The sequence below is a fragment of the Paraburkholderia adhaesiva genome (genome assembly GCF_021390575.1).
Taxonomy (GTDB): Bacteria; Pseudomonadota; Gammaproteobacteria; order Burkholderiales; family Burkholderiaceae; genus Paraburkholderia; species Paraburkholderia adhaesiva.
The window spans coordinates 355,394-378,186 of sequence record NZ_JAJEJQ010000001.1 but is presented as its reverse complement, the minus strand read 5'-3'; the positions used below and the strand labels follow the sequence as shown (position 1 = coordinate 378,186).

General features: G+C 64.5%; 21 protein-coding genes. 13 read left to right on the top strand and 8 right to left on the bottom strand.

Annotated elements, in window-relative coordinates; genetic code table 11:
- Positions 1–75 precede the first annotated feature (75 nt).
- The gene (locus L0U80_RS01795; RefSeq protein WP_233862148.1) at positions 76–597 is read right to left on the bottom strand and encodes a single-stranded DNA-binding protein; all 522 of its coding nucleotides are present in this window, start codon (positions 595–597) and stop codon (positions 76–78) included.
- A 106-nt stretch (positions 598–703) separates the two neighbouring features.
- Complete coding sequence (locus L0U80_RS01790; protein WP_233865574.1) at positions 704–1,861, bottom strand: MFS transporter; 1,158 nt, start codon at positions 1,859–1,861, stop codon at positions 704–706.
- A gap of 470 nt (positions 1,862–2,331) precedes the next feature.
- Here L0U80_RS01790 and uvrA point away from each other — a divergent pair, with 470 nt between their 5' ends.
- Both uvrA and L0U80_RS01780 read left to right on the top strand, forming a co-directional pair.
- Positions 2,332–5,223 (top strand): excinuclease ABC subunit UvrA, encoded by a 2,892-nt coding sequence (gene uvrA, locus L0U80_RS01785; RefSeq protein ID WP_233862147.1) that lies wholly within the window; start codon positions 2,332–2,334, stop codon positions 5,221–5,223.
- Between the two features lie 107 nt (positions 5,224–5,330).
- Positions 5,331–6,416 carry an AI-2E family transporter gene (locus L0U80_RS01780; RefSeq protein ID WP_233862146.1) on the top strand — a complete coding sequence of 362 codons (1,086 nt, stop codon included), beginning with the start codon at positions 5,331–5,333 and terminating at the stop codon, positions 6,414–6,416.
- An 80-nt stretch (positions 6,417–6,496) separates the two neighbouring features.
- On the opposite strand, the gene purU is transcribed toward L0U80_RS01780, so the two are convergent.
- From purU to L0U80_RS01755, 5 genes are all read right to left on the bottom strand, one after another.
- Positions 6,497–7,366, bottom strand: coding sequence for a formyltetrahydrofolate deformylase (purU, locus tag L0U80_RS01775; protein ID WP_233862145.1), 870 nt, complete (start codon positions 7,364–7,366; stop codon positions 6,497–6,499).
- Positions 7,367–7,436: 70 nt separating this feature from the next.
- Positions 7,437–8,294 (bottom strand): NUDIX hydrolase, encoded by an 858-nt coding sequence (locus tag L0U80_RS01770; RefSeq protein WP_233862144.1) that lies wholly within the window; start codon positions 8,292–8,294, stop codon positions 7,437–7,439.
- 24 nt (positions 8,295–8,318) lie between these two features.
- Complete coding sequence (locus L0U80_RS01765) at positions 8,319–8,933, bottom strand: LysE family translocator (RefSeq protein ID WP_233862143.1); 615 nt, start codon at positions 8,931–8,933, stop codon at positions 8,319–8,321.
- Positions 8,934–8,943: 10 nt separating this feature from the next.
- On the bottom strand, positions 8,944–9,510 hold the full coding sequence (locus L0U80_RS01760; protein WP_233862142.1) for an adenine phosphoribosyltransferase: 567 nt from the start codon (positions 9,508–9,510) through the stop codon (positions 8,944–8,946).
- 77 nt (positions 9,511–9,587) lie between these two features.
- Positions 9,588–11,627 (bottom strand): monovalent cation:proton antiporter family protein, encoded by a 2,040-nt coding sequence (locus L0U80_RS01755; protein ID WP_233862141.1) that lies wholly within the window; start codon positions 11,625–11,627, stop codon positions 9,588–9,590.
- Positions 11,628–11,902: 275 nt separating this feature from the next.
- Here L0U80_RS01755 and kdsD point away from each other — a divergent pair, with 275 nt between their 5' ends.
- From kdsD to L0U80_RS01700, 11 genes are all read left to right on the top strand, one after another.
- Positions 11,903–12,886, top strand: coding sequence for an arabinose 5-phosphate isomerase KdsD (gene kdsD / locus L0U80_RS01750; protein ID WP_233862140.1), 984 nt, complete (start codon positions 11,903–11,905; stop codon positions 12,884–12,886).
- Positions 12,887–12,888: 2 nt separating this feature from the next.
- Positions 12,889–13,440 (top strand): KdsC family phosphatase, encoded by a 552-nt coding sequence (locus L0U80_RS01745; RefSeq protein WP_233862139.1) that lies wholly within the window; start codon positions 12,889–12,891, stop codon positions 13,438–13,440.
- Entirely contained in the window at positions 13,440–14,039 is a 600-nt protein-coding gene (gene lptC / locus L0U80_RS01740) for an LPS export ABC transporter periplasmic protein LptC (protein ID WP_233862138.1), read from the top strand. Before L0U80_RS01745 ends, lptC begins: the two co-directional genes overlap by 1 nt.
- Before the next feature lie 34 nt (positions 14,040–14,073).
- A complete protein-coding gene (lptA, locus tag L0U80_RS01735; RefSeq protein WP_233862136.1) occupies positions 14,074–14,793 on the top strand; it encodes a lipopolysaccharide transport periplasmic protein LptA in 720 nt (239 codons plus the stop codon).
- Positions 14,790–15,581, top strand: a complete 792-nt coding sequence (lptB, locus tag L0U80_RS01730; protein WP_233862134.1) for an LPS export ABC transporter ATP-binding protein — start codon at positions 14,790–14,792, stop codon at positions 15,579–15,581. Before lptA ends, lptB begins: the two co-directional genes overlap by 4 nt.
- A 342-nt stretch (positions 15,582–15,923) precedes the next feature.
- Positions 15,924–17,444, top strand: coding sequence for an RNA polymerase factor sigma-54 (locus L0U80_RS01725; RefSeq protein WP_233862132.1), 1,521 nt, complete (start codon positions 15,924–15,926; stop codon positions 17,442–17,444).
- A gap of 175 nt (positions 17,445–17,619) precedes the next feature.
- The gene (hpf, locus tag L0U80_RS01720; protein WP_233862131.1) at positions 17,620–17,979 is read left to right on the top strand and encodes a ribosome hibernation-promoting factor, HPF/YfiA family; all 360 of its coding nucleotides are present in this window, start codon (positions 17,620–17,622) and stop codon (positions 17,977–17,979) included.
- A 344-nt stretch (positions 17,980–18,323) separates the two neighbouring features.
- The gene (gene ptsN / locus L0U80_RS01715; RefSeq protein WP_233862130.1) at positions 18,324–18,779 is read left to right on the top strand and encodes a PTS IIA-like nitrogen regulatory protein PtsN; all 456 of its coding nucleotides are present in this window, start codon (positions 18,324–18,326) and stop codon (positions 18,777–18,779) included.
- A 162-nt stretch (positions 18,780–18,941) separates the two neighbouring features.
- Positions 18,942–19,910 (top strand): HPr(Ser) kinase/phosphatase, encoded by a 969-nt coding sequence (gene hprK, locus L0U80_RS01710; RefSeq protein ID WP_233862129.1) that lies wholly within the window; start codon positions 18,942–18,944, stop codon positions 19,908–19,910.
- A 167-nt stretch (positions 19,911–20,077) separates the two neighbouring features.
- Positions 20,078–20,971 carry an RNase adapter RapZ gene (rapZ, locus tag L0U80_RS01705; protein ID WP_233862128.1) on the top strand — a complete coding sequence of 298 codons (894 nt, stop codon included), beginning with the start codon at positions 20,078–20,080 and terminating at the stop codon, positions 20,969–20,971.
- Between the two features lie 39 nt (positions 20,972–21,010).
- Complete coding sequence (locus L0U80_RS01700) at positions 21,011–21,646, top strand: LON peptidase substrate-binding domain-containing protein (RefSeq protein ID WP_233862127.1); 636 nt, start codon at positions 21,011–21,013, stop codon at positions 21,644–21,646.
- Between the two features lie 19 nt (positions 21,647–21,665).
- Here the strand turns inward: L0U80_RS01700 and mutY are convergent, their stop codons facing one another.
- Positions 21,666–22,793 (bottom strand): A/G-specific adenine glycosylase, encoded by a 1,128-nt coding sequence (gene mutY / locus L0U80_RS01695; RefSeq protein WP_233862126.1) that lies wholly within the window; start codon positions 22,791–22,793, stop codon positions 21,666–21,668.

Sequence of the window (22,793 nt, the reverse complement as noted above, 5' to 3'; positions counted from 1 at the left end):
ACGGTCGGGAAGAAGAAAAAGGCCCGCAACCATCCGGTTGCGGGCCTTTTGTTTCCGACTGTTCTACGCTAAGCGTCAAAACGGAATATCGTCGTCCATTTCGTCGAATCCACCGCCGGCCGGCGCGTTCGAACGGCCGCCACCGCCGCCGCCGCTGCTCGCGCGCGGCGCACCGCCACCGCCCGACGCACGGCCGCCGCCGCGCTGTTCAGCCGGTTCGCGGCTGTAGCCGCCGTCGTCGCCGCCCATCGACGCGCCGCCGCTGCGGCCGCCCAGCATCTGCATCTGGTCCGCGACGATTTCCGTCGAGTAACGGTCGGTGCCGTCCTGCGCCTGCCACTTGCGCGTGCGGATACGGCCCTCGATGTACACCGACGAACCCTTCTTCAAATACTCCGACACGATCTCGGCCAGGCGGCCGAAGAACGACACGCGGTGCCATTCGGTCATTTCCTTGAAGTCACCGGACGCCTTGTCCTTGTAGCGATCGGTCGTGGCGAGGCGGATATTCGCCACCGCATCGCCGCTCGGCAGATAGCGCACTTCCGGATCAGCACCGAGGTTGCCGACGAGAATGACCTTGTTCACGGATGCCATGAATTTCTCCTGTTGATTCCGTTGCGAGGAGCGGCCTCGCGGCGCATGCGTGGCGGCTGTCGCCGCTCGCGTGCGGACCGCCTCCGCGAATACTGTTCGACCGATATCAGGCGCGCTTCGGCGGCGCCTTCATATAGGCCGCGATTATAAGCCAGCACAAGACAAGCCCAGAGCACGTATAGAAAACCGTGCTCGCACCACCGTGCTTGAGCAGCCAGCCGCCGACCACACCGCCGAGGGCCAGGCCGATCGACTGCGTCGTGTTGTACACGCCCGTCGCAGCGCCCTTGCGCGCACCCGGCGCGAGCTTCGACACCAGCGACGGCTGCGACGCTTCCAGAATATTGAAGCCGAGGAAATAGATGAAAAGCACTGACGCCACGATCGTAAGTGTATGCGACAGCGAGCCGAGCAAAAGCTGGCCAATAAGGATAAGGCCGATCGCAGAGACCAGCACCGCCTTCATCTTGCCCCGCTTTTCGGCGGCGATGATGGCCGGAACCATCAGGACGAAGGCGAGGCCCATCACCGGCAGATAGATCATCCAGTGCGACTTGACCGGGAGGCCCGCATCGACGAGCAGGCGCGGCACGACGAGGAAGAGCGCCGTCTGCGTCGCGTGCAGCACCAGCACACCGAAATTCAGGCGCAGCAGTTCGACGTTGTGCAGCACTTCAGCGAATGGCGCGCGCACGTGCACGGGCTTCGGTGCGTCGGGCACTACCCAGAGCACGACGCCCACAGCGAGGATCGAAAACACGCCGACGAGCGTGAAGAGTCCGCTCATGCCGACCCAGTGGAACACGATCGGCGCGCCCACGATCGCCACGGCGAACGACATGCCGATCGAGCCGCCGACCATCGCCATGGCCTTGGTGCGGTGCTCTTCGGCGGTGAGGTCGGCGATGAAGGCGAGCACGGCCGACGACACCGCGCCCATGCCCTGAATCACCCGTCCGATGATGATCCACGTGATGTCGTGCCCGAACGCGGCCACGAAGCTGCCGATGGCAAAAATGACGAGGCCTGCGGCAATGACCGGCTTGCGGCCGACCTTGTCGGAAAGCCAGCCGTAGAAGATGTAGAGGAGCGATTGCGTGACGCCATAGGCGCCGAGCGCGACGCCGACGAGCAGCAGGTTGTCGCCGCCGGGAATCGTTTTCGCGTAGACAGAAAACACCGGCATGATCATGAAGAGGCCCAGCATGCGCAGCGCGAAGATCGCGGCGAGCGACACGGTCGCGCGCAATTCGGGCGCGCTCATGCGTGAGGAGGTGGCAGACGGAATGGACATCGGGAACGTGTTCTGATTGCGCCGCCGCTGTCCGCAGAAGTGGAAGCAGATGAAGGCGGACTTCGTTATTGCCGTAATGGCTTCGTGCTTGACGATCCTGCGACTGTGGCGCCCCCGCGGCCCCGGCGCAACGCGCCTGCCAACGCTGGCGCATCCCCGGTACCGTCTTGCAACGGCGCGCGAACGCCCCATCTACGATGCTGAACGGGCAGCCTGCCTTCGCACGCGCTCCGGCCGGCGGCGCCTCATCCCCGCAGTGGTCCCGCGCGGTGATTCGCGCGGTGATTCGCGTATTGCTCCGCGTAGTGCTCCGCACAATGGCCTGAAATCTGCCCGTGGTATGCCTTTCGAGGACCTTCACGAACCGTCAGCAACCCGTAACGGCGGTCTGGAAAAGTCGTTATAGTAGCAGGTTTAGCCTCCCTTTCTCCCGCAGGTTCATGGAACAAATCCGTATCCGTGGGGCCCGAACCCACAACCTGAAAAACGTCAATCTGGACCTGCCGCGCCACAAGCTCGTGGTGATCACCGGGCTGTCGGGTTCGGGCAAGTCCTCGCTTGCGTTCGACACCCTGTACGCAGAGGGCCAGCGGCGCTACGTGGAGAGCCTGTCGGCTTACGCGCGCCAGTTTCTGCAGCTGATGGAAAAGCCGGACGTCGACCTGATCGAGGGTCTGTCACCCGCTATTTCCATCGAGCAAAAGGCGACGTCGCACAATCCGCGCTCGACGGTCGGCACGGTCACGGAGATTCACGACTACCTGCGTCTTTTGTACGCGCGCGTCGGTACGCCGTACTGCCCCGACCACGAGATCGCGCTCGCGGCGCAAAGCGTCTCGCAGATGGTGGACGCCGCGCTCGCGCTGCCCGAAGAGACCAAGCTGATGATCCTCGCCCCCGTGGTCACCGACCGCAAGGGCGAGCACGTCGAACTCTTCGACGACATGCAGGCCCAGGGCTTCGTGCGCTTCCGGGTGCGCTCGGGCGGCGGCACGGCCAACGAAGGCGAGGCGAAGATCTACGAGGTCGAATCGCTGCCGAAGCTCAAGAAGAGCGAGCGGCACACCATCGACGTGGTCGTGGACCGCCTGAAGGTGCGCCCCGACATGAAGCAGCGGCTCGCCGAGTCGTTCGAAACGGCGTTGCGTCTCGCGGAAGGCCGCGCGATCGCGCTCGAAATGGATACGGGCAAGGAGCACCTCTTCAGCTCGAAGTTCGCGTGCCCGATCTGCTCGTACTCGATCCCGGAACTGGAGCCGCGTCTTTTCTCGTTCAACAACCCGATGGGCGCGTGCCCGGAATGTGACGGCCTCGGCCAGATCACGTTCTTCGATCCGAAGCGCGTGGTCGCGCACCCGTCGCTGTCGCTCGCGGCGGGTGCGGTGAAGGGCTGGGACCGGCGCAACCAGTTCTACTTCCAGATGCTGCAGAGCCTGGCGGTGTTCTACGACTTCGACATCGACACTGCATTCGAAGACCTGCCCGAGAAGGTGCGCAAGATCCTGCTTTACGGCTCGGGCAAGGAGCAGATTCCGTTCTCGTACATGAACGAGCGCGGCCGGACTTCGGTGCGCGAGCACGTATTCGAAGGGATCATCCCGAACCTCGAGCGCCGCTACCGCGAAACCGATTCGGTCGCCGTGCGCGAGGAGCTCTCGAAGTACCAGAACAATCAGGCCTGCCCGCACTGCGAAGGCACGCGCCTGCGCCGCGAAGCGCGTTTCGTGCGCATCGGCGCGGACGAGCACGCGCGCGCCATCTACGAGGTGAGCGGCTGGCCGCTGCGCGACACGCTCGGCTACTTCCAGACGCTGCGGCTCGAAGGCTCGAAGCGCGAGATCGCCGACAAGGTGGTCAAGGAGATCGTCGCGCGCCTGATGTTCCTGAACAACGTGGGCCTCGACTATCTCTCGCTCGAACGCAGCGCCGAAACGCTCTCGGGTGGCGAAGCGCAGCGCATTCGGCTCGCGTCGCAGATCGGCTCGGGCCTGACGGGGGTGATGTACGTGCTCGACGAGCCGTCCATCGGGCTGCATCAGCGCGACAACGACCGGCTCATCTCCACGCTCAAGCATCTGCGCGACCTCGGCAATTCGGTGATCGTCGTCGAGCACGACGAGGACATGATCCGCATGGCCGATTACGTCGTCGACATGGGCCCGGGCGCGGGCGTGCACGGCGGCATGGTGATCGCCCAGGGGACACCGGAAGAAGTGGAGCACGATCCGGCGTCGATGACGGGGCAGTACCTCTCGGGCTCGCGCCGCATCGACTACCCGGACGAGCGCAAGGAACCCGACGAGCGGCGTCTGCGCATCGTCGAAGCCCACGGCAACAACCTCAAGCACGTGACCCTCGACCTGCCGGTGGGCCTGCTCACCTGTGTGACGGGTGTCTCGGGCTCGGGCAAGTCCACGCTCATCAACGACACGCTCTACCACGCCGTTGCGCAACATCTGTACGGCGCGTCGGCTCAGCCCGCGCCGTTCGAGGCGATCGAGGGGCTGGACCACTTCGACAAGGTCATCAGCGTCGACCAGTCGCCGATCGGCCGCACGCCGCGCTCGAATCCGGCGACCTACACGGGCCTCTTCACGCCGATCCGCGAGCTTTTCGCGGGCGTGCCGGCGGCCAAGGAGCGCGGCTACGAGTCGGGTCGCTTCTCGTTCAACGTGAAGGGCGGCCGCTGCGAGACCTGCCAGGGCGACGGCGTACTGAAGGTGGAAATGCACTTTCTGCCGGACGTGTACGTTCCGTGCGACGTCTGCCACGGCAAGCGCTACAACCGCGAAACGCTCGAAGTGCAGTACAAGGGCAGAAATATCAGCGAGGTGCTCGACATGACGGTCGAGCAGGCCTACGAGTTCTTCAAGGCGGTGCCGGTGGTGGCACGCAAACTGAAGACGCTGCTGGACGTGGGTCTTGGCTATATCCGGCTCGGCCAGTCGGCCACGACGCTCTCGGGCGGCGAGGCGCAGCGCGTGAAGCTCTCGCTTGAGCTTTCCAAGCGTGACACCGGCCGCACGCTGTATATACTCGACGAGCCAACGACCGGCCTGCATTTCCACGACATTGCGCTCCTGCTGGAGGTGATCCACCGGCTCCGCGATCAGGGCAATACCGTAGTGATCATCGAGCATAATCTCGATGTAATTAAAACCGCCGACTGGATCGTGGACATGGGCCCCGAAGGCGGTGCCGGCGGAGGCCAGATCGTCGCCCAGGGCACGCCGGAGCAGGTCGTGAAATCGAAGGCAAGCTTTACGGGACGGTATCTGGCGCCGCTACTCCGACGGCAGTCGGACGCACTGGCGGCATCGGCGGGGCAATAAGGCAGTCGCCCGGGGGAACGCGGCAACGCGTGCGGGCAGCATCAGCAATGCAGTGAATTTACGGGGAACGGACGTTTCCCCGGGTCTGAATACGGAATACAGCCATTATGGGCAAGCGCAACGAAGCGACAGACGAAAAAGATGTGCGCGACCTCCGGCCGCGGCCGGTCCGGCTGACGAGCGACATGAGTCTGCCGAAACTCTCGGCCGTCGAGATCGGCAGCTATATTGCGGCCGTCGTCGGGCTGTTTGCCGTTCTGCACCTGAACCTGCTCGGAGCGCTCCTCGCGGGAATGCTCGTCTACCAGCTCGTCCATACGATCGCGCCGTTCATCGAACGGAGCATGTCGAGCCAGCGTGCGCGCTGGGCTTCGGTGGTACTGGTGTCGATCGTGATCGTGGGAGTGCTGACGGGTCTCACGGTCGGCATCATCGAGCACTTCGAGGACGACGTGCCGAGCGTCCAGAAAGTCATGTCCCAGATGATGGTGTTCGTCGACCAGGCGCGCGGGCACATTCCCGCAGCCGTCGCTGCTTACCTGCCGGTGGACGTCGATCAGTTGAAGGTGAAAGCGGTCGCGCTCATGCACGAGCACGCCAACCAGTTGGGCCAGGGCGGCAAGAACGCCGCGCGCATCTTCGGTCAGATCGTAATCGGCATGATCATCGGCGCGATCGTCGCAATCGGCGCGCAGAAGAACGCACTGCGTCTGCCGCTTTCCACCGCGTTGGTCACGCGCGTGGCGCGGTTCGCCGATGCCTTCCGCCGCATCGTCTTCGCGCAGGTGAAGATTTCGGCCATCAACACAACGTTCACGGGCATCTTCCTCCTGCTCGTCCTGCCGATCTTTCACTCGCCGTTGCCGCTTGCGAAAATGCTCGTCGCAGTGACGTTCATCGTGGGTTTGTTGCCCGTGATCGGCAACCTGATTTCGAACACGCTGATCGTCGCAGTGGCACTCACGGTGGGCCTGCCCGCCGCGATCAGCGCGCTCGCGTTCCTCATCGTGATCCACAAGCTCGAATACTTCCTGAATGCGCGGATCGTCGGCGGCCAGATCGAAGCGCGCACATGGGAACTGCTCGTCGCAATGATCGTGATGGAGGCCGCATTCGGCATTCAAGGCGTGATCGCCGCGCCCATCTTCTACGCGTATATCAAGCGGGAACTGATTTATCTGCGGCTGGTTTAAATGCCGACGCAACAAAAAACCGGCACCCTTGCGGGTAGCCGGTTTTTTTACGTCGTCAACTTCAACGCAGGGCGCGCGGTCTAGCGGAACACCACCGTCTTGCTGCCGTTGAGCACGATGCGATGCTCGACATGCCACTTCACCGCGCGCGCGAGCGTCACGCACTCGACGTCGCGGCCGATCGCCGTCAGTTGCTCCGGCGTCATGCTGTGGTCCACACGCTCCACTTCCTGCTCGATGATCGGGCCTTCGTCGAGGTGCGTCGTCACGTAGTGCGCGGTCGCGCCGATCAGCTTCACGCCACGGTCGAACGCCTGGTAGTAGGGTTTCGCGCCCTTGAAGCTCGGCAGGAACGAGTGATGGATGTTGATCGCCCGACCTTCGAGCGCGTCGCACAGTTGCGGCGAAAGGATCTGCATGTAGCGCGCGAGCACCACGAGATCGGCGCCCTCGTTATTCACCACTTCGAGTACGCGCGCTTCCTGCGCGGCCTTGTCCGCCTCCGTGCCGCCGAGCAGCGGGAAATGGTGGAACGGAATGTTGTAGCTCGCGGCGAGCTGATAGAAGTCCTTGTGATTCGAAATGATCGCAGGGATCTCGATCGGCAGTTGGCCCGTGCGGTAGCGGAACAGCAGATCGTTCAGGCAGTGCCCGATCTTCGAGACCATGATGACGACGCGCGGTTTCACGTTCGCGTCGTGCAACTCCCAGCGCATGCCGAACTCCTGAGCGAGCGGCGCGAACGCCACGCGCAGCGCTTCGAGACCCGGATCGCCGCCCACCTGCTGGAAGTCGACGCGCATGAAGAACTCGCCCGTATGGCTGTCGCCGAACTGCGCCGAGTCGAGAATGTTGGCGCCGCGCTCGAACAGGAAGCCCGACACGGCATGCACGATGCCCGGACGATCGGCGCACGACAGTTTGAGAATAAAGCTGTGTTCGGTCGACATGACCTTGGTAACTCCCTTCAAATCCCTGGTATTTCAGTCAGTGGCATTGCCGCGCAAAACCAGCGCCCTTTCACAGCGCAGGTGGTTCGAAAATCGCGCCGATGCCCTCGCACGCATCTTCGTCTATCCAGCGTCGACGCAACAGACAGTCTAGTGTGGCGAGGCTCGCATCCACGGTCATCGCGCCCTCCTCGATCCAGCGCGCGACTTCGTCGATGCGCGCGAGCCGGTGCTCGCCGACTTCGCCGTCCTGATTGTGCGGAACGAAATCCTCGGGCAGCGCGAGATCGTAGACGAAGACCTGCTCGGCCTGCGTGCCCTCGGGCAACGATTGCAGCACGTGCACCGTGCGGCCGGCCTGGGCGTGCTGCGCGATGTCGGCCGGGATACCGGCCTCTTCCCAGCATTCCTTGACGATCGTGGCCTCGACGCCGAAGCCCCAGCCGATGCCGCCCGCGACGACATTGTCGAGCATGCCCGGATCGGTGGCCTTGGTCTCGCTGCGGCGCGCGATCCATAGCTGCGGCGCGCGAGGCGACGCAGAACGCGCATAGTCTACGACACCGTTCAGATGCACCGCCCAGGTCATCGTCCCGAAGAAACGCGACGCGGCGCGCTCGATATAGGCGAGCGGCGGGGCGTCGAAGGCGTTGCGGATCGCGTAGGTCTCGTCGCGCCAGCCCGGAATGCGGCCCTCAGCGGCCAACGCGCCGATCACGGCGCCAAGCGCCGCGCTGCGCGAGGTCAGGTTATCGAACGTGTCGGACATGGCGACGCGCGTGGCACCGACTTCGAACACGTCGGGCCAGCGCGCAAGCAGCGCCGCGTCGGACAGTCGGATCCAGCCGACGCGCTCGCCGCCGATCCAGAACGGCAGATGCGCGCGCACGTCGAACCGGCGCGCAGCGCTGATGCAAGGCAAGGTCATCGTGCAAGGCTCCCGCGAATCCGGTCAGTCGCGCAGCGCGACACGAATGCCGATGGCGATGAACGTGAGGCCCGCCAGGCGGTCGAGCCATACGCCCGCGCGCGGACGGCGCTTGAGCCAGCCGCCGATAGTGCCCGCACACAGACCGAAGATCGAGAACACCACAACGGTCTGCAGCATGAAAATCAGCCCGAGTTCGAGCATCTGCAGCGTCACGCCCTGGGCGCCGCGCGGATCGACGAACTGCGGCAGGAAGACGACGAAAAAGAGCGTCACCTTCGGGTTCATCATGTTGCCGAGCACGCTCTGGCGGAAAATCGTCGAGAGCGGCTGGCGCTCGCGTTCGCCCGCCGCGGCGAGTCCCTGGCTCCGCAGCGCCTTGATGCCGATCCAGACGAGGTACGCGGCACCCGCGAGCTTCAGGATCTGGAACGCAACCGGCGACGAACGCAGCAGCGCGGCGATGCCGAGCGCGGCGAGCGTCGTGTGGAATGTCACGCCGGCCGCGAAACCGAGCGCGGAGACGAGCCCCGCCGCGCGGCCTTGCGAAATTCCGCGCGCGAGCACCTGGAGATTGTCGGGGCCGGGCGCGAAGGTGATGGCGAGCGACGTCGCGAGAAAGAGGGCGAAATTCGGCATGGCGCTGGTATCAGTGGCCGCCGAACGACGTGATCGTGAAAAGCCGCAGGCCCGCATCGGTGAGCAGCTTCGAGCCGCCGAGGTCCGGCAGGTCGATGATCGCCGCGCCCTCGACCACCGTCGCGCCAACGCGCTCCAGCAGCAGCTTGCCCGCGAGCATCGTGCCACCCGTAGCGATCAGGTCATCGACGATCACAACGCGATCGCCCTTGCCGCAGGCGTCTTCGTGAATCTCGGCGGTCGATTCGCCGTACTCGAGCTTGTAGGTCTCGGAGACCGTCTTGTACGGGAGCTTGCCGATCTTGCGGATCGGAATGAAGCCCACGTTCAGCTCATACGCAACGATCGGCCCGATGATGAAGCCGCGCGCATCGAGCCCGGCGATGTAGTCGAGCTTCGCATCGACGTAACGCTCCACGAACAGGTCGATCAACACGCGCAGTCCTTTCGCGTCGCCGATGAGCGGCGTGATGTCGCGGAACTGCACTCCCGGCTGAGGCCAGTCGGGCACCGTGCGGATCAGGTTCTTCACGAACTGCGCAGGTTCGGCGCTCGCGTTCGCAGGTGCGTTGGACATGATTTCTCCGGGTGATATCTGGGGTGACTAACAATCAAAAGCGAACAAACAGCGAACAAACAGCGGCAGAAAAAGAATCAGGTCGCTGGGCCGCCAGGCTCAGGACGCCCTGCCCCCGCTCCGGCTCCGCTACCCGCCTTGCGGTGCCGCGAAAGCCGTTCTTCGGCCGAGGCGAGCTGCTCGGGCAGTCCGCGCAACACGAGAATGTCGTCCTCGCGCAGCTTCGTCGACGGATCCGGCTCGACGCCGCGAATGCCGTGCCGGCGGATCGCGGTCACCTCGACGCCGAGGTCGTGCAGCCCCAGTTCGGCGAGCGTGCGGCCCACGGCGTCGGCGCGCGGGTCGACCGGTACGGATTGTAGCCGCACCTGCTCGTGGCCGTCCTCGTCGACATCGTCGGTGCCGCGGAAGTAGCCGCGCAGCAGGCTGTAGCGTTCGTCGCGCAGCTCCTCCACGCGCCGCACGACGCGCCGCATCGGTACGCCCATCAGCACCAGCATGTGCGAGGCGAGCATCAGGCTGCCTTCGACGATCTCCGGAATCACCTCGGTCGCGCCCGCCGCCAGCAGGCGGTCGAGATCGGCGTCGTCGACCGTGCGCACGATCGTCGGCAGTGTCGGTTTCAGTTCGTGGACGTGGTGCAGCACGCGCGTAGCCGATGGCGTGTTCGCGTAAGTAACCGCCACCGCCGCCGCCCGGTGGATACCCGCCGCGACGAGCGACTCGCGCCGCGCCGCGTCGCCGAACACCACCGACTCGCCCGCCGCCGCGGCCGCCGCCACGCGGTCCGGGTCGAGGTCGAGCGCCACGTAAGAGAGTCCTTCGTTTTCGAGCATGCGCGCGAGGTTCTGCCCGGCGCGCCCATACCCGCAGATGATCACGTGGCCGCTCTGCTTGAGGCTCTGCGTAGCAATGCGCGTCATTTGCAGCGACTGCTGCATCCATTCAGTCGACGACAGGCGCAGCACGATGCGGTCGGCGTTCTGGATCAGGAACGGCGCGGCGAGCATCGAGAGCAGCATTGAGGCGAGGATCACCTGCAGCAGCGTCTGATCGACGAGATGTTCGCTGAGGATGAGGTTCAGCAGCACGAAGCCGAATTCGCCGGCCTGCGCGAGGCCGAGGCCCGTGCGCATCGCTACGCCCGGCGACGCGCCAAAGAGGCGCGTGAGCGCGGTGATCATCACGGCCTTGAGCACGACCGGCCCGATCAGGAACGCGGCCACGAAGAGCGGGTGCTGCCAGATCACGTTCGGATCGAGCAGCATGCCCGTCGTCACGAAGAAGAGGCCGAGCAGCACGTCGCGAAACGGCTTGATGTCCTCTTCCACCTGATGCTTATACGGCGTTTCGGCGATGAGCATGCCCGCGATGAATGCGCCGAGCGCGAGCGAGAGACCGAATTTATCGGTGATGAACGCGGCGCCGATCGTGATGAGCAGCACGTTCAGCACGAACAGCTCCTGAGAGCGGCGCCGGGCGACAACGTTGAGCCAGCGCGTCATGAACTTCTGGCCGACGATCAGCAGCAATGCGAGCGCGACCACGATCTTCACGCCCGCGTAACCGAGCGACTCCACGAGCGACGTCGAAGTACCGCCAAATGCCGCAATCACGATGAGCAGCGGCACGACGGCGAGATCCTGGAACAGCAGCACGCCGAGAATGTTGCGGCCGTGCTCCGATTCGAGTTCGAGGCGCTCGGCGAGCATCTTGGTGACGATGGCCGTCGACGACATGGCGAGCGCCCCGCCGAGCGCAACGCACGCCTGCCAGGTGATATGCACCCACGGTTCGAGCGCGAGCCCGAGCAGGAGCGCGACGGCGATGGTCCCGATCACCTGCGACAGCCCGAGCCCGAACACGGCATGGCGCATGGCGCGCAGCTTCGAGAGCGAAAACTCGAGGCCGATCGAGAACATCAGGAATACAACGCCGAACTCGGCCAGATGCTGCGCCCCGTGCGTGTCCGGCACGACGCCGAGCGCATGCGGCCCGACAAGAATGCCGACGGTCAGATAGCCGAGCATCGGCGGCAGATTCAGGGAACGGAACAGCACGACGCCGACCACCGACGCGAGCAGCAGGAACAGGGTCATTTCCAGCGGGGAGATCATCGTGTGAAGCGTCCTCGTGTGTTGCGTTGCATCCGTGGCTGGAGGTCTCTACATCTGAACCTGACGGAAACTGGGGTGTGAAACCGGTGAGTGAACCGGTCTGTCGCGTGAGCCGGGTCCATGATCGGCGCGAGGCGAGACAAATGGGAGATGACGGGGAAGCACGGCGAGACCGGGCGGCCTTCGCGCGAAACGTCCGGACGAGCGGTCCGCCCCGGTGCTACCCGGCTGGGCGCCCCGGCACGGCGGACAAACGCCTTTGCTATACTCCGCGAATGATAGCGAAAATCAATGGCGACCGGGCACTGAAGCTCGCTCGCGACGTGCTCGACATCGAAGCTGACGCCGTGCGCGGGCTTCGCGACCGGCTCGACGACAGCTTCGTCGGCGCGGTCGATCTCATCCTCGGATGCCGCGGCCGTGTGGTCGTATCCGGCATAGGTAAATCGGGCCACATTGGCCGCAAACTGGCCGCAACACTGGCCTCCACCGGCACCCCCGCATTCTTCGTCCACCCCGCCGAAGCCAGCCACGGCGACCTCGGCATGGTCACCGCCGACGACGTGTTCATCGCGCTCTCGAACTCCGGCGAATCGGAGGAACTGGTCGCGATCCTGCCGCTCGTGAAGCGCATCGGCGCGAAGCTCGTCGCCATGACGGGCCGCCCGCAGTCGACGCTCGGACAACTCGCGGATGTGCACCTGAATTCCGGTGTCGCGAAGGAAGCCTGCCCGCTGAACCTTGCGCCCACCGCCAGCACGACGGCGGCGCTCGCGCTCGGCGACGCCCTCGCGGTCGCCGTGCTCGATGCGCGCGGTTTTGGCGCAGACGACTTCGCACGTTCGCACCCGGGCGGCGCGCTCGGCCGACGCCTCCTGACCTACGTCCGCGACGTTATGCGCACGGGCGACCAGGTCCCGGTGGTGCAGGACGACGTAACCGTGCGCGACGCATTGTTCCAGCTCACCGCGAAGCGCATGGGCATGACGGCGATCGCCGACGCAGAGGGCCGCGTGGCGGGCATCTTCACCGACGGCGACCTGCGCCGCGTGCTGGAACGCGACGGTGACTTCCGCGGCCTGCCGATCGGATCGGTCATGACGAAGGGTCCGCGCACGATCGGGCCCGATCACCTTGCGATCGAAGCCGTGGAACTGATGGAGCGCCACAGGATCAATCAGATGTTGGTCGTCGATGAAGCGGGCAAGTTGATTGGCGCGCTGAACATGCACGACCTCTTTGCGAAGAAGGTGATCTGATTATGGTGGTACCCCAATCCGACGCGACCGCACGCGCAGCACGCGTGCGACTGATGATTTTCGACGTCGACGGCGTGCTGACCGACGGTGGGCTGATGTTCACCGGCTCGGGCGACACGATGAAAGTGTTCAACTCGCTCGACGGCCACGGCGCGAAGCTCCTGCGCGAAGCCGGCATCGACACGGCCATCATCACGGGCCGGCGCTCGGAGATCGTCGCCGTGCGCGCGAAAGAACTGCGTATCACGCATCTCTATCAGGGCGTGGAAGACAAGCGCGTCGCATTCGCGCAGCTGCTCGCCGAAACGGGCACGACAGCCGAGCAGTGCGGCTACATGGGCGATGACTGGCCCGACCTCGCGGTGATGCTCCAGTGCGGCTTCGCGGCCGCGCCGGCGAACGCGCATCGCGATGTGCTCGAGCGCGCCCACTGGGTCACCAGCGCGCGCGGCGGCCACGGCGCCGTACGCGAAGTCACCGATCTGATCCTGCGTGCGCAGGGCCGCTACGACGCGTTGCTCGCGGCGGCCTGCGCGCCGCATGCGGGGCAGTGATGAACGAGCCGAAATTCCGTCTCACGTCGCTTGTACCACTAGTCTGCATGGCCGCCCTTGCGGGCTTCACGTGGTGGCTCCTGCAGGCGATCCAGCCGCACGAGAAAGAGGCGGCGCCACATCAGGTCACGCACTCGCCCGACTACTTCGCGGACGACTTTTCGGTCACCGAGCTCGACCAGTCCGGTGCGACACAGTACCGCCTCACGGCGACGCACATGGTCCACTACGAAGATGACGAGACCAGCGACCTGACGATGCCGGCGGTGCGAGCATTCCAGCCCGGCAAGCCGATCGTGACGGCCACCGGCCTGCGCGGCAAGGTGAACGCCGACGCCTCGATCGTCGATCTTTACGACACCGCCCGCATCCTGCGCGCGGCCGGCGACGGCGCCCCCGAGATGCAGGCCGATTCCGAGCATTTCCGCGTGCTCGTGAACGACGACGTGATCGAGACCGAAAAGCCGGTTAAACTTCGTCGCGGCCAGTCGGTCATGACAGCCACCGACGGCATGAATTACAACAACGTGAGCCGGGTCATCCAGCTCCACGGTAATGTCCGTGGCGCGATTGCCCCGGCTGAATCCGGCGGCTCGTAATGAGCCCCGGGCAGCCCACGCAAGGCTCGACTGCATGAACGAATCGCTTTCCCGTCCTCTGTCCGGCGTGTTGCGCGCGCATTTAGCCGCACCCGTGGCCGCACCCCGCGCCACGCGCGTGCGCCGTGCCCTGCTCGGCGCACTGTTCGCGCTCGTGACGGCGCTGCCGCTTGCGGGCTTCGCGCCCGCCGCGCACGCCGAACGCGCCGACAAGGACAAGCCGCTCAACATTGAAGCGGACAACATGACCTACGACGATCTGAAGCAGCAGACCGTCTTCACCGGCCACGTCGTCGCCACGAAGGGCACGATCCTGATCAAGGCCGACAAACTCGTCGTCACCCAGGACCCGCAGGGCTACCAGTTCGCGACCGGTACGGTGTCGCCCGGCGCCACCACGCTCGCTTTCTTCCGCCAGAAGCGCGAAGGTCTCGATGAATACATCGACGGCACCGCGGAGCGCATCGACTACGACGGCAAAAAGGATCTCACCACGCTCACGACGCGCGCCACGGTGCGCCGACTGCAAGGGCTCGCGACCGTGATGGATCAGGTCCACGGCAGCGTCATCACCTACGACGGCCAGAACGACTTCTATACGGCGAAGTCGGGCATGGACGTCGCGGGCCCCGGCAATCCGGCCGGTCGCGTGCGCGCGATGCTCTCGCCGCGCAGCGGTGGCGGACAGCCGCTCACTGGCGCCCCGGCGACGCTCACGCCATCGGTCAAGCTGCAGGAAGCGCCGCAACAATGAACACCGTGACCCTTCCCCAAACCCACGGCCGGCAGCTCGCCGGCAAGACCAGTTCGCTCGTCGTGCGCAACCTGAAGAAGCGCTACGGCTCGCGGACCGTCGTCAAGGACGTCTCGCTCGATGTGAAGAGCGGCGAAGTGGTCGGGCTGCTCGGCCCGAACGGCGCGGGCAAAACCACGTCGTTCTACATGATCGTGGGCCTCGTGCCGCTCGACGCAGGCGAGATTGACCTCGACGGCCAGTCGATCAGCCTCCTGCCGATCCACAAGCGCGCATCGCTCGGGCTTTCGTATCTGCCGCAGGAAGCGTCGGTGTTCCGCAAGCTCACGGTCGAAGAGAACATCCGCGCGGTGCTGGAGCTGCAAGTGGACGGCGACGGCAAACGTCTGTCGAAAGACGTCATGACCGAACGCACTGAAGCGCTGCTCGACGAACTGCAGATCGCGCATCTGCGCGAGAACGCAGCGCTCTCGCTGTCGGGCGGCGAGCGGCGCCGCGTCGAAATCGCACGAGCCCTCGCCACGGACCCGAGCTTCATTCTGCTCGACGAACCGTTCGCGGGCGTCGACCCGATCGCCGTGCTGGAAATCCAGAAGATCGTGAAGTTCCTGAAACAGCGCAACATCGGCGTGCTGATCACGGACCACAACGTGCGCGAGACGCTCGGCATCTGCGACCACGCGTACATCATCAGCGACGGCTCCGTGCTCGCGGCCGGCGCGCCGGGCGACATCATCGAAAACGAAAACGTGCGTCGCGTTTATCTCGGCGAACACTTCCGCATGTAATCCGCACCCGGGCGCGTCACGCGCGCCCGGACCGTGCGGCCTGGTGCCGCGCGCTCCTGCTTCTCCCCTTATCGCCTTCTCACTGCCCAGACCGAGCGGTCCGGCCATGCGTCCGCTTGTAGCAAGTTCGTCGCGAGCTTGTCGCCGCATATTGCGAATGCCTGCGAAGAGCCGCGAAACGTCCTGAAAACGCCGTTGTTGGCGAACAGTCTTGCCGCTCCATTTGAGTGCAAATCTGCACGTCAATTTGAGGGTCGCACCACCACTGGGCACGCGATTTTTTGCCTGGGCGGCGTGGTATCGCGCGCGTGGCAAACTCTTTACAATGAATCGCAGACCGCCATGAAAGCCAGCCTCCAACTCCGCCTCTCGCAGCATCTTGCGCTGACACCACAACTGCAACAGTCGATCCGGCTGCTGCAGTTGTCGACGCTTGAATTGCAGCAGGAGGTTGCGACGGCGATCGCGCAGAATCCGCTGCTCGAGAACGAAGACGACTGGATCGCGAGCCCGCTGCGCGTTGCCGCGGATGGCTCGCTGATCGCGCAGCCGCCGCAGCCTTCCAGCGAAACGATCCCGGGTTCGGGCGCGAGCACGCCGTCGACATCATCGTCGAACGGAAGCGAGGGTGGCGACGGAGAGCCGCAGAGCACCGACGAATACGACGGCCTCGGCGCCGAAGCGAACGGCGACGCGAGCCAGTGGAACCTCGAGGACTACGGCCGCCCCGGCAGCGCCTCCGACGACGACGACCTGCCGCCGCTCCAGATCCACGAATCCACCACCACGCTGCGCGATCACCTGATGGCGCAACTGTGCGTGACGCAGGCGAGCCCGCGCGATCGCGCGCTCATCACGTTCCTGATCGAATCGCTCGACGACGACGGCTACCTGAGCGCGACCTTCGACGAAATTCTTGCCGACATCCCCGAAGAACTCGAAGTCGACGCCGACGAACTGAACGCCGCGCTCGCGCTCCTGCACAGCTTCGATCCGGCGGGGGTCGGTGCGCGCTCGGCGTCGGAGTGCCTGAAGCTCCAGTTGATGCGCGTCAATTCGTCGCCAACGCGCACGCTCGCGCTGGAGATTGTGTCAAAACATCTAGAGTTGCTCGCAGCACGCGATTTCACGCGGTTGCGCAAGCAACTAAAAACGGGTGACGACGAACTGCGGGAAGCACATGCGCTGATCCGCTCGCTGGAACCGTTTCCGGGTGCCGCCTACGGCAAGGCCGAGGCGGACTACGTGGTGCCGGACATCATCGTCAAGAAGACGGGACAGAGCTGGCACGCGGAACTCAACCCCGAGGTCGTGCCGAAGCTGCGTATCAACCATCTGTACGCGAACATCCTGCGCAACAACCGCGGGGATCCGGGCAGTGGTTCGCTGCGTCAGCAACTGCAGGAAGCGCGCTGGTTGATCAAGAACATCCAGCAACGTTTCGAAACGATCCTGCGCGTGGCGCAGGCCATTGTCGAGCGGCAGAAGAACTTTTTTGTGCACGGCGAAATCGCCATGCGCCCCTTGGTTTTGAGGGAGATTGCTGATACGCTGGGCCTACACGAATCAACTGTCTCGCGTGTGACAACCGGTAAATACATGCTGACTCCATTCGGGACACTTGAATTTAAGTACTTCTTCGGGTCGCACGTATCAACCGACACAGGAGGCGCGGCGTCATCAACAGCCATCCGCGCACTCATCAAACAACTGATAGGAGCCGAGAACCCCAAAACTCCTCTTTCAGACAGCCGCATAGCCGAACTGCTGGCGGAACAGGGTTTCGTAGTCGCGCGACGTACCGTCGCCAAGTACCGCGAGGCGCTGAAGATTCCGGCAGTCAATCTGCGCAAGTCTCTTTAGCCTTATGCCGGGTTTGCCGGCATGGGCGTTTTCCGGCCGCGGCGCCAGTTGGCGGCGATGGCCGGCCGAGGTAGTCCGCCGCGCAGGCCTTTCGGGGAAGCCGCACGCGGTCACACCAGTCGACCGGCATCACCGCGCTTCACGCGCCAGGCGGCCAATAGCCTGGAGAAGCACTATGAATCTTAAGATCAGTGGACACCATCTCGAAGTAACGCCTGCTTTGCGAGAATACGTGATCACCAAACTGGACAGGGTGCTAAGACATTTCGATCAGGTAATCGATGGCAATGTGGTCCTCTCGGTCGACAACTACAAGGAAAAGGATAAGAGACAGAAGGTTGAAGTGAACCTTCATCTGAAAGGCAAGGACATTTTTGTGGAAAGCGCGAACGGCGACATGTACGCGGCAATCGACCTCCTCGTCGACAAGCTCGACCGCCAGGTCGTCCGCCACAAGGACAAGGTGCAAGGTCATCAGCACGATGCGCTGAAACACCAACCCACTCCGATTGTTGAAGAAGTTCCGCCGCAATGAAGTCCGCGGTCCTCACGCGGTTCTGATGAAGAACCGGTGATCAGGCCCTCAGAACAAGCCGCCCCACTCCGGGCGGCTTTTTTCAGATTCGCAAGAACGTCGTATCGGACAACCCGGTGCATCCGGGCGACAAATCGGTGCATTCATGCATGGCGCATCGCACCATCGGCCCGTACGCATGTTCTATAATGGTCCAGTCGTATTCGGGGCGTGACGCCCCCACGGTCCCGGCGCCGGCTTCGTCGCGAGAAACATAGTTGCCAGAAGAGGCACGCGGCAGGGCGTCGGATTTCGCGTCACTTGCCGGGGTGAGGAGCATTCAGGCCACGTTTTCGCCTGCCAATATGAATCGTTTAGCCAAAATACTTCCCATCGAGAACGTGGTCGTCGGCCTGTCCGTTACCAGCAAGAAACGCGTCTTCGAACAAGCCGGCCTGATCTTCGAAAACCAGAACGGCATTGCCCGCAGCACCGTCACCGACAATCTTTTCGCGCGCGAACGTCTAGGCTCCACGGGCCTCGGCGAAGGCGTCGCAATTCCGCACGGCCGCATCAAAGGCATGAAGCACCCGCAGGCCGCCTTCGTGCGCCTGGCCGAGCCGATCCCGTTCGAAGCGCCCGACGGTCAGCCCGTCTCGCTCCTCATCTTTCTGCTCGTGCCCGAGCAGGCCACGCAACAGCACCTTGAAATCCTGTCCGAGATCGCACAATTGCTCTCAGACCGCGAAACGCGCGAGCGTCTGCACACGGAACAGGACCGCGAAACGTTGCATCGCCTGCTGACACAGTGGCAACCTTGATGTAACGCGCCGCAACTCCCGGCGAGGCCTCGCGTGAGACGCGCCCAAATGGCGAGTTCGCAGGCCATGCCGGCAAGCGTGCGGCAGTCGTGCCCGAACAGCGGCAGCGCCGGCGGGAGCCGTCGCGGACCATAACGGAGTCACTCGCGGAGTCACCGACTCATGGACACTTCCAGCATCAACGCCCAAAGCATCTTCGACGACAACGCCACCACGCTGAAGCTCAGCTGGCTGACGGGGCACGAAGGCTGGGAACGCGGCTTTTCCGCCGAGACCGTGGCGACGGCCACGGCGAGCGCGGACCTCGTCGGCCACCTGAACCTGATTCACCCGAACCGCATCCAGGTGCTGGGCGAAGCCGAAGTCCAGTACTACCAGCGCCAGACCGACGAAGACCGCTCGCGGCACATGGCCGAGCTGATCGCCCTTGAACCGCCGTTTCTCGTCGTCGCCGACGGGATGGCCGCGCCGCCCGAACTCGTCCTGCGCTGTACGCGCTCATCCACGCCGCTCTTCACGACGCCGATGTCGGCGGCAACGATCATCGACAGCCTGCGCCTCTACATGTCGCGCATCCTCGCGCCCCGCGCGACGCTTCACGGCGTGTTCCTCGACATCCTCGGCATGGGCGTGCTGCTCACCGGCGACTCGGGTCTCGGCAAGAGCGAACTGGGCCTTGAGCTCATCAGTCGCGGCCACGGCCTCGTCGCGGACGACGCCGTCGATTTCGTGCGTCTCGGGCCTGATTTCGTCGAGGGCCGCTGCCCGCCGCTGCTGCAAAACCTGCTCGAAGTGCGCGGCCTCGGTCTTCTCGACATCAAGACGATCTTCGGTGAGACCGCCGTGCGGCGGAAGATGAAGCTCAAGCTCATCGTGCAACTCGTGCGCCGCCCGGATGGTGAATTCCAGCGCCTGCCGCTCGAAAGCCAGACGGTCGACGTGCTCGGACTGCCGATCAGCAAGGTCACGATCCAGGTGGCGGCGGGCCGCAACCTCGCGGTGCTCGTCGAAGCCGCTGTGCGCAATACGATCCTGCAACTGCGCGGCATCGACACGTTGCGCGACTTCATGGACCGCCAGCGCCTCGCAATGCAGGACCCCGACAGTCAGTTCCCCGGCAAGCTGATCTGACGCGCGACGCCGTCGCGTCCCGCGTCGGGCTCGCGTGTCGGGCTGCCCGGCACGTTTCTGGCGCGCATCCGCTGCGCTTATGGTGTTACACACCCTACGTCCGATGTGCCATCACCGCCAGGTGGGTCCGATGCTATGATGACCCAATCGGATTCTTCAGCCTCTCCATGCGAATCATCCTGATCTCCGGCATCTCGGGTTCTGGCAAGTCCGTAGCGCTTAATGCGCTCGAAGACGTCGGCTACTTCTGCGTCGACAATCTGCCGCCGCGCTTTCTGCCACAACTCGCGCAATATCTCACCGACGACGGTTACGAACGCCTCGCCGTCGCGATCGATGTGCGCTCGAGCGCGTCTTTCGAAGACATACCGCAGATGATCCGCGACCTCGCGCGTGAGCACGACGTGCGCCTGCTGTTCCTCAACGCGAGCACACCGGCGCTGATCCAGCGTTTCTCGGAGACGCGCCGTCGCCACCCGCTCTCCGGCTCCGCAGTTCACGACGCAAACGTTGGCATGCTGAAGTCGCTCGAAGAGGCCATCGAACACGAACGCGAACTCGTGTCGAATCTCGCCGAGTTCGGCCACCAGGTCGACACGAGCAGCCTGAGCGCCAACGCACTGCGCGCGTGGGTGAAGGCGTTCGTCGAAGGCGAGCGCGGCTCGCTCATGCTCACGTTCGAATCGTTCGGCTTCAAGCGCGGCGTGCCGCTCGACGCGGACTTCGTGTTCGACGTGCGTACGCTGCCCAATCCGCACTACGACAGCCTTCTGCGCCCGCTCACGGGCCTCGACCAGCCCGTGATCGACTTCCTTCGCGCGCAGCCGGCCGTCCACGAAATGATCGACGACATCTACACGTTCGTGGCCAAGTGGCTGCCGCATTTCCGTGCGGACAACCGCAGCTATCTCACCGTCGCGATCGGCTGCACCGGCGGTCAGCATCGCTCGGTCTATATCGCCCAGACGCTCGCGACGCGCTTTGCGGGCGAATCGAACGTGATCGTGCGTCACCGCGATGCACCCCTCGATGTCGGAGAGTCAGCCCGGCTAATCGCCTAACCGGCCGCATCGCGCGGCCTTAACCGAAAGCGTTGCGCCATGTCCTCGTCTCCTGCCGTGCTCTCCGGTTTGCCGCTCTTTCCGCTGCATACCGTGCTCTTTCCGGACGGCCTCCTGCCGCTGAAGATCTTCGAAGCGCGTTACCTGGACATGGCAAGCGAATGCTTGCGCGAGAAAACGCCGTTCGGCGTGTGCCTGCTCAAGAGCGGCGGCGAAGTCGTACAACACGATGAGCCCGCGGTGCCCGAGACCATCGGCTGTCTCGCCGAAATCGAGCAATGCGACGTCGAGGCGTTCGGCATGATGCTGATCCGCGCGCACGGTACGCGGCGCTTCCGGTTACTGTCGCATCACGTTGAAGCCGACGGACTGCTCGTCGGCATGGCCGAGCTGCTGCCCGACGATATTCCGCTAGAAGGTGGCGCGCGGCTCGCGCGATTCGGCGCGTGTTCGGAGGTGCTGGAGCGCATCATCGCGACGATCCGCGAACGCGACCCTGCCAGCGTGCCGTTCGGGGAGCCGTTCCGCTTCGACGATCCCTCGTGGGTGTCGAACCGCCTCGCGGAAGTCCTGCCGATTGCGCTACGCGCGCGCCAGAAGCTCATGGAATTGCCCGACGCGGGCGCGCGCCTCGACGTCGTGCATCACTACATGCAGCAGCATCAGCTGCTGTGATTCGCTCAACCCGCGCGTATCAGATCAGCGAACCGCGCAACCCGTCGAGCAACTTGCGCACCGGGGCAGGCACGCCAAAAGCGTCGATCTCGCGCAGCGCGACCCACGCGGTTTCTCCGTCGGCCAGTTCGAGTGCAGGCGTGACGTTTGCCGCGCGGGCGACTTCGATCACGCGTGGCTCGATATCGAGCTTGAAATGCGTGAACGTATGCGAGAACGACGTCAGCGACGAGACCGCGCCGCTAGCGCCGAATGACTGCGCCCGGCCCACGACTGCCGCTTCGTCGGCGGCTTCGGGCAGGCTCCAGAGCCCTCCCCAGATACCAGTGGGCGGGCGCTTTTCCAGCATGACGGCGTCGCCGTCGAGCAGCACGAGCATCCACGTGCGGCGTGTGGGCACCGCCTTCTTCGGGCGCGCCGCGGGCAGTTCGCGCTGACGCCCCGTCGTGTTCGCGACACAGTCCGCCGCGAACGGACAGCGCGCGCAATCGGGCTTGCCGCGCACGCATAAGGTCGCGCCGAGATCCATCAGTCCTTGCGTATAGCTGCTCACGTCCGCGTCGCTCGCGCTCGCGTTGGGCACGATCGATCCGGCAAGCGCCCACATCGCGTTCTCCACGCGCTTCTCACCCGGAAAGCCCTCCACGCCGAACACTCGCGCAAGCACGCGCTTGACGTTGCCATCGAGGATCGTCGCGCGCGCACCGAACGCGAACGACGCAATCGCCGCTGCAGTCGAACGGCCGATCCCGGGTAGTTCCGCAAGTCCGTCGACTGTCGACGGGAAGCGCCCACCGTGCTCATTCGCGACGACCTGGGCACAACGATGCAGATTACGTGCGCGCGTGTAGTAGCCGAGCCCGGCCCAGAGCGCCATCACGTCGTCGAGCGGCGCGGCTGCGAGTGCCTCGACAGTGGGAAATCGCTCGAGAAAACGCGCGTAATACGGAATCACGGTGCTGACCTGCGTCTGCTGCAACATGATTTCCGAGAGCCAGATGCGATAGGCATCGCGCGTGTTCTGCCAGGGCAGATCATGGCGGCCGTGCTCGCGTTGCCACTCGATGAGACGCGGCGCGAAGCTCGCGAGCAGTTCAGCGGGGTAGGTGCCAGAAAGCGCGCCAAGGGTAAGCGAAGAGACGTACAT

Bases quoted from the DNA above. Each gene is read 5' to 3' on its own strand.
- L0U80_RS01795 (WP_233862148.1), bottom strand. From the start codon at position 597: ATGGCATCCGTGAACAAGGTCATTCTCGTCGGCAACCTCGGTGCTGAT.
- L0U80_RS01790 (WP_233865574.1), bottom strand. From the start codon at position 1,861: ATGAGCGCGCCCGAATTGCGCGCGACCGTGTCGCTCGCCGCGATCTTC.
- uvrA (WP_233862147.1), top strand. From the start codon at position 2,332: ATGGAACAAATCCGTATCCGTGGGGCCCGAACCCACAACCTGAAAAAC.
- L0U80_RS01780 (WP_233862146.1), top strand. From the start codon at position 5,331: ATGGGCAAGCGCAACGAAGCGACAGACGAAAAAGATGTGCGCGACCTC.
- purU (WP_233862145.1), bottom strand. From the start codon at position 7,366: ATGTCGACCGAACACAGCTTTATTCTCAAACTGTCGTGCGCCGATCGT.
- L0U80_RS01770 (WP_233862144.1), bottom strand. From the start codon at position 8,294: ATGACCTTGCCTTGCATCAGCGCTGCGCGCCGGTTCGACGTGCGCGCG.
- L0U80_RS01765 (WP_233862143.1), bottom strand. From the start codon at position 8,933: ATGCCGAATTTCGCCCTCTTTCTCGCGACGTCGCTCGCCATCACCTTC.
- L0U80_RS01760 (WP_233862142.1), bottom strand. From the start codon at position 9,510: ATGTCCAACGCACCTGCGAACGCGAGCGCCGAACCTGCGCAGTTCGTG.
- L0U80_RS01755 (WP_233862141.1), bottom strand. From the start codon at position 11,627: ATGATCTCCCCGCTGGAAATGACCCTGTTCCTGCTGCTCGCGTCGGTG.
- kdsD (WP_233862140.1), top strand. From the start codon at position 11,903: ATGATAGCGAAAATCAATGGCGACCGGGCACTGAAGCTCGCTCGCGAC.
- L0U80_RS01745 (WP_233862139.1), top strand. From the start codon at position 12,889: ATGGTGGTACCCCAATCCGACGCGACCGCACGCGCAGCACGCGTGCGA.
- lptC (WP_233862138.1), top strand. From the start codon at position 13,440: ATGAACGAGCCGAAATTCCGTCTCACGTCGCTTGTACCACTAGTCTGC.
- lptA (WP_233862136.1), top strand. From the start codon at position 14,074: ATGAACGAATCGCTTTCCCGTCCTCTGTCCGGCGTGTTGCGCGCGCAT.
- lptB (WP_233862134.1), top strand. From the start codon at position 14,790: ATGAACACCGTGACCCTTCCCCAAACCCACGGCCGGCAGCTCGCCGGC.
- L0U80_RS01725 (WP_233862132.1), top strand. From the start codon at position 15,924: ATGAAAGCCAGCCTCCAACTCCGCCTCTCGCAGCATCTTGCGCTGACA.
- hpf (WP_233862131.1), top strand. From the start codon at position 17,620: ATGAATCTTAAGATCAGTGGACACCATCTCGAAGTAACGCCTGCTTTG.
- ptsN (WP_233862130.1), top strand. From the start codon at position 18,324: ATGAATCGTTTAGCCAAAATACTTCCCATCGAGAACGTGGTCGTCGGC.
- hprK (WP_233862129.1), top strand. From the start codon at position 18,942: ATGGACACTTCCAGCATCAACGCCCAAAGCATCTTCGACGACAACGCC.
- rapZ (WP_233862128.1), top strand. From the start codon at position 20,078: ATGCGAATCATCCTGATCTCCGGCATCTCGGGTTCTGGCAAGTCCGTA.
- L0U80_RS01700 (WP_233862127.1), top strand. From the start codon at position 21,011: ATGTCCTCGTCTCCTGCCGTGCTCTCCGGTTTGCCGCTCTTTCCGCTG.
- mutY (WP_233862126.1), bottom strand. From the start codon at position 22,793: ATGTACGTCTCTTCGCTTACCCTTGGCGCGCTTTCTGGCACCTACCCC.